Raw genomic sequence first — 6,214 nt, forward strand, 5'->3', positions numbered from 1 at the left:
GTACACCGCCATTTTCGTTAGGAGCGGGATTTTGCCGGCGGGTTTGCGGCAAAATCGCCAGTGGAAGACAGCGCAGCCAGTCGACCTCGCGCTTTAGCGCGTAGTGAGACGGACACCGTAGGGCTGGCTGGAACGGTCCCACGCACGCCCTTCCCGGGAGCAAAGCTAATCCGGCCCAGTTCCGACCTTCGGTCTAACCACTATTTTCATCCTTGCGGATGATTTGATTGAAAGTTTCAACACTTACGCCGACGGACAGTAAAAGACCGCGCAACCATTGTGGTTGCGCGGTCTTTTGTTTATTGATGCAGTTTCAGTGGTAAACCATCTTTAGTGAGCCACGGGGCCATGAAGGCCCAGCTGAGCATTAGGCCGCAGGTACCAAGTGAGTAGCCAGCAAGCACGTCCGTTGGAAAGTGCACCTGGACGTAGATGCGGCTGAGGCCGATTGCAAAGATCATCAGGATGCACAGTGTGCGCAGAACGCGTCGCCAGGTGACGTGCTTGGCCATGAGACCCAGCAGGATGAAGATGGTGCCAAACAGCAGCACGGAACCGGCGGAGTGACCGCTTGGAAAGCTGTAGCCGCCGGCGTGGACCAGCGGTGTGATACTGCTGTCCTGGACGAACGGCCGGGGCCGCTGGACGATGTTCTTGACGATGAAGTTGGCGAGATTGACCACAATCATGTTGGTGGCGATGAATGCCACAATCCGCTGCTGCCTGCGGTAGAGAAAGTATGCTGCCAGTAAAATACTAAACGTAGTGATGACTGGCGGGTTCCCCAGGTTGGTGATTGCGATGACGATACTGTTTAGTGGCTGGCTGTGGTGAACCACGGCGCTAATGACAGTGTGGTCAATCCCGGGGATAAAGCTTGCGCCTGTCATCACGCCCGCCATCAGTGAGCCCAAGATGACAGCTGCGATGAGGGCACAAATTAATTTGGCATTTTTGGACATGCATTTTGCTCCTTGTTTGGAATTACTTGGTGAAGTCACGCGCCTCGCCCTTGAAGTTGGTCTGGACATAGTACTGCGTAATCAGGAATTGCTGAATCTGTTTCTGGACGTCTGCCGGCAGGTCGCCTGCACCGGTGAACTTACCCTTGTACATGTCCTTGTTGAGACCGAACACGGGGATGGTCTGCTGCATTTTGGATACGGCCTGCATGTACTGACTGCCTTGCCAACCCGCGTGCTGGAAAATGGTTGGCAGGACGTACATCGGACTGATGGTTGCGCCCTTGGTCTGGAACTGAGTGCGCAGGCGCTTCTTAGCGGCAGCGTTAGCGTAGATAACGTACGGGGTGTCGTAGAAGTTGTTGATGCCTTCTTGGGTACCCTGGTCGAGGTTGATGCCAAGCATCTTGTAGGTGCTGTTGTTCAGTCCGCCCCATGGGTTGTGATCCCCCCAGAAGCTAAGCACGACCGGCTTCTTACTGTTCTTGAACTTGTTAACCAGTGCCAGCAGCGCGTCGGAAGTCTTCTTCACACCGGTGAGGTAGTTGTTGATGATGGCGTAGTCGGATTTGTTGTAGCCAGACTGCCACTTGACCAGCGGTGTGCCGGAGAAGGTGGTCGGGTAAGGACCGTGGTTCTGGTAGGTAACCGTCTGGTTGAAGAGGTACTTGCCATTCTTAGTCTTTTGCTGGAAGTGTTTGTATAGGTCATTGAAGACCAGTGAGTCTGGAATGATGGATGCTTTAGAGACGTTGGCGTCGTAATAGTTTTCCTTGAACAGAGTTTCTGGGAAGCCCAGGTACTTATCGATGTTCTGGCGATTGTAGAACCAGGCGTAACCAGGATGGGCAAAATACGTATTGTATCCTTGCTGGCGGAAATAGTACGTGAAGGCATTCGTGTTCGTACGTAAGTTGGGGAGAGTGGAAAAACCGGTAAGCACCTTGCGTTCGGTGTCGACGGTGCCGCCACCAAAAATTGTTGTGGACAATTCGCCGGATGAGGCTTCTTTTTCAACTGCGTGCAGGCCGGCGTAAACAGATGGGTCGATGTCAATTTGGGACCACTTACTGAAGTCCTGGAAGGCCTCTAGCTGAATGGTGATAACATTGATTTTCTTGTTTGCGGGGATGTTTTTATTTTTGTATTGCGCCAAATTTTGTTTTGCCGCGGCAGCAGTGTACCCCTTGGGCGCCTGAACTTGCCCCTTGTTCAGGGTGTTCATGAATGAGTAGACAAAGCCATGCGCTGCATAGCGATTGGCTTTGTCCCAGATATTACCGTGTGTAATCCGCGCGCTGTTGTTGAATTTTGTATCGTTCAGGTAGAAATTCTTGGTGCCCATGACAACGACAATCAGTGTGAGCGCAGTCCAGCTGCAGCGCCAACCGAACCCGCGCCGTGGTGATTTCAGGAAGTAGTGGCAGATAATGCCAAGCACAACAATGCCAACAATCAGCAAAGCGTAGAGCTTTGGTGGCACGTAACTGTAACGTTTGCCCATATTGCCCGCTTCACTTGCCAAGAAGAGATCCGGGTATTCCAAGGGGAAGGAGCGGTACTCAAGCATGAAGAAGTTGACAAGGGCAAGCAGTGGAAATGGTAAGCCGCCCAGACCAACCGCCCAGGCTGTGGAGTTGGTGATGAAGTAGACGAGTAGCATCAGTCCGAGGACGGGCATGATGTTGATAAGCATTAATTTGCCGTTGTGGAAAAGCTCGATGACATAATCGGCATCATAGTTGTTGTAAGCAATGTAGAGAGCAATAACGGTGACAATGACCGCCGCAACTGCAATAACAATCAGGTTACGCAGATGCCAGAGTAATTGTTGTGCTTGGTACTTGTGGTAAGTACTGAATTCACGATTGACGTCGAAGATGCGGACACTGCGGCGACTGTCTAGTTGGTGCAGGTAGTGACGGTAAAAGTCGGGACTGACGATGCGCGGCGACTGTGCGGTCTGCGCGTAATGATTGGCCATTGCCGTAATTTTGCCGATGTTCCCGTTTGCATCAATTGCGCAACCAGCAGGGCGCAACTTACTACCGCTCAGTAGTATAGCAAGCAAAAATTGCGGAATCTGATCAGCAACAGTAAGGTCAGCAGCATACTTGAACTGCGGACGCAGAGGTAACTTGCGGCGCAGATTCTGCCATTCGGCAGTTGTGAGTGGCTTATGGCGCAAGAACCCCCAGCGCTTAGCTATAAATTGAGTTTCCGAAATGATGTGCAGCTTAAAGAGAACGAAAGCCCACAAGATGGGGAAGACGATCCAGAAGTACGCCGGCCGGCGCCAAATGTAATGGCGCATGATTTGCAGCGCTGCCGAGCGAGTGTTAAACGCGGTGTTGGCATCAATCATTAATCTGATTCCTCCGTTCAAACGATGTTCATAGTTTAGCACATATCTAGGAAGAGAAAACTTGTCGAATGGGCGTTTGCATGCTATATTAAGCCTAATACTAAACGCACAGAAGAGTATTAGCGGTATGCTTTGCATCCAGGAAGTCGGCGGGACTGTGAGCCGAACGTGAACTGCCGTGAACTGACTTCTGCAGTTGTGGCCCTGAAAAGTAAGTAGGGGCAACCGGGCTGTCGTTATCCAGACAAGTGCTGTACGTTTTGCGTACGGAATTTAGGTGGTACCGCGGCTTGAGCCGTCCTAACAATGTTAGGGCGGCTCTTTGCGTTCAGAGAAAAAACGGGAGGATTTACCATGGCTTTTGACCACATCGCCATCGAGAAGAAATGGCAAAAATATTGGCGTGAAAACGATACGTTCAAGACGGGCAAGGACCCGAAGAAGCCGAAGTATTACGTACTCGACATGTTCCCTTACCCATCTGGGCAGGGATTGCACGTTGGCCATCCAGAAGGCTACACCGCGACCGACATTGTTGCCCGCATGAAGCGGATGCAAGGCTTTAACGTGCTCCACCCAATGGGTTGGGATGCGTTTGGCCTGCCTGCAGAGCAGTACGCCTTGAAGACCGGTAACGCACCGAAGGAATTCACCGCCAAGAACATTGCGAACTTCAAGCGGCAGATTCAGAGCCTTGGTTTTTCCTACGACTGGGACCGGGAAATCAACACCACCGATCCGTCGTACTACAAGTGGACCCAGTGGATCTTTGAACAGATGTACAAGAAGGGTCTCGCCTACGAAGCCGAGATTCCAGTTAACTGGAGCCCTGACCTGGGGACGGTTGTGGCTAACGAAGAAGTTATCGATGGCAAGACCGAACGCGGCGGCTTCCCAGTTATCCGCAAGCCAATGCGCCAGTGGATGCTGAAAATTACGGCTTATGCTGACCGCCTGCTGGATGACCTGGATGACCTCGACTGGCCAGAATCCATCAAGCAGATGCAGCGCAACTGGATTGGCCGCTCGAAGGGTGCTGCGGTGACCTTCACGGTTGCCGGCACCGACAAGACTTACGACGTCTTCACAACGCGTCCAGACACGCTGTTTGGGGCAAGCTACAGCGTCATGGCTCCTGAACACGAATTGGTCGCCGAAATCACCACGCCAGAACAAAAGGCTGCCGTTGACGCTTACGTCGAAGAAGCCTCCCGCAAGTCGGACCTGGACCGGACGGACCTGAACAAGGACAAGACCGGTGTGTTCACTGGTGCCTACGCTATTAACCCAGTTAACGGTAAGCAGATTCCAATCTGGATTTCTGACTACGTGCTGGCGAGCTACGGGACTGGGGCCATCATGGCTGTGCCTGCTCACGATGACCGCGACTTTGCTTTTGCCAAGAAGTTCGAACTGCCAATCATCCCAGTTATTGACGGGGATGATGTGACCGACGCGGCCTACACTGGCGATGGCGTGCACATCAACTCCGGCTTCCTGGATGGCATGAACAAGGCTGACGCTATCGATGCCATGATCAAGTGGCTTGAAGACAAAGGTGTTGGTTCTGCCAAGGTGAACTACAAGCTACGCGACTGGGTCTTCTCTCGGCAGCGTTACTGGGGTGAACCAATTCCTGTTATTCACTGGGAAGACGGCGAAACCACACTGGTTCCAGAAGACGAGCTGCCACTGCGCCTGCCTGAAGAAGCCGACATCAAGCCAAGCGGTACTGGTGAATCACCACTCGCTAACCTGGATGACTGGGTGAACGTGGTTGACGAAAACGGCCGCAAGGGGAAGCGCGAAACCAACACCATGCCGCAATGGGCTGGTTCTTCATGGTACTTCCTGCGCTATTGTGATCCACACAACGGCCGTCTGATTGCCGACCCGAAGAAGCTCAAGTACTGGATGAACGTTGACCTGTACATCGGTGGTGCCGAACATGCCGTTCTGCACCTGCTGTACGCCCGTTTCTGGCACAAGTTCCTCTACGATATCGGGGTTGTACCAACGAAGGAACCATTCCAGAAGCTGTTTAACCAGGGGATGATTCTGGGTGACAACCACGAAAAGATGAGTAAGAGTAAGGGTAATGTCGTCAACCCTGACGATGTGGTGGCTGAATATGGTGCCGACACTCTGCGTCTTTACGAAATGTTCATGGGCCCACTGGACGCCGGTATTGCTTGGAGCACGGACGGTCTGGCAGGGGCGCACAAGTTCCTGGACCGTGTCTACCGCACCTTCGTTGACCAGGATGGCAAAATGCGTGATCACATCACCACCATCAACGATGGTAAGCTGACCAAGGTTTACAACGAAACCGTCAAGAAGGTCACGGAAGACTACGAAGCTCTTCACTTCAACACGGCCATCGCGCAGATGATGGTCTTCATCAACGATGCCAACAAGGTTGACGCACTGCCATTCGAGTACTGCGAAGGCTTCGTCAAGATGCTGGCACCAGTGGCACCACACCTGATGGAAGAAATCTGGGCTGCGTTCGGGCACAAGGGCAGTATCACCTACGCTCAGTGGCCAACTTACGATGAAGCCGCACTGGTTTCTGACGAAGTTAACGTTGTCGTGCAGGTTAACGGTAAACTGCGTGCACAGGTTAAACTGCCTAAGGACACCAGTAAGGAAGACACCGAGAAGATTGCGATGGACCAAGCCAACGTCAAGAAGTTTGTCGAAGGTAAGGACATCAAGAAGGTGATCGTGATTCCTAACAAGCTCGTCAACATCGTCGCACGTTAATGTGTGCCGGAAAGCCTCAGCGTAAGCTGGGGCTTTTGTTGTGCACGCTGTCCGTCAGCGTAAGCGCTGAAAATACCATCCGCAAGGATGGCTTCTATGAAAATCGACCGAAGGTCGGGCC

3 protein-coding genes are annotated in these 6,214 nt (G+C 52.6%); 1 reads left to right on the forward strand and 2 read right to left on the reverse strand.

What is annotated here, in order from left to right; genetic code table 11:
* Positions 1-299: 299 nt before the first annotated feature.
* Together EKM97_RS11705 and EKM97_RS11710 are read right to left on the reverse strand one after the other, a co-directional pair.
* Positions 300-962 (reverse strand): phosphatase PAP2 family protein, encoded by a 663-nt coding sequence (locus EKM97_RS11705; RefSeq protein ID WP_164507543.1) that lies wholly within the window; start codon positions 960-962, stop codon positions 300-302.
* Between the two features lie 22 nt (positions 963-984).
* Complete coding sequence (locus tag EKM97_RS11710; protein WP_164507544.1) at positions 985-3,327, reverse strand: LTA synthase family protein; 2,343 nt, start codon at positions 3,325-3,327, stop codon at positions 985-987.
* 354 nt (positions 3,328-3,681) lie between these two features.
* On the opposite strand from EKM97_RS11710, the gene leuS reads away from it, so the two are divergent.
* The gene (gene leuS, locus EKM97_RS11715; protein WP_125572554.1) at positions 3,682-6,093 is read left to right on the forward strand and encodes a leucine--tRNA ligase; all 2,412 of its coding nucleotides are present in this window, start codon (positions 3,682-3,684) and stop codon (positions 6,091-6,093) included.
* Positions 6,094-6,214: the final 121 nt, after the last annotated feature.

This window comes from Lacticaseibacillus songhuajiangensis (assembly GCF_003946025.1).
Lineage (GTDB): Bacteria > Bacillota > Bacilli > Lactobacillales > Lactobacillaceae > Lacticaseibacillus > Lacticaseibacillus songhuajiangensis.

Bases quoted from the DNA above. Each gene is read 5' to 3' on its own strand.
- EKM97_RS11705 (WP_164507543.1), bottom strand. From the start codon at position 962: ATGTCCAAAAATGCCAAATTAATTTGTGCCCTCATCGCAGCTGTCATC.
- leuS (WP_125572554.1), top strand. From the start codon at position 3,682: ATGGCTTTTGACCACATCGCCATCGAGAAGAAATGGCAAAAATATTGG.
- EKM97_RS11710 (WP_164507544.1), bottom strand. From the start codon at position 3,327: ATGATTGATGCCAACACCGCGTTTAACACTCGCTCGGCAGCGCTGCAA.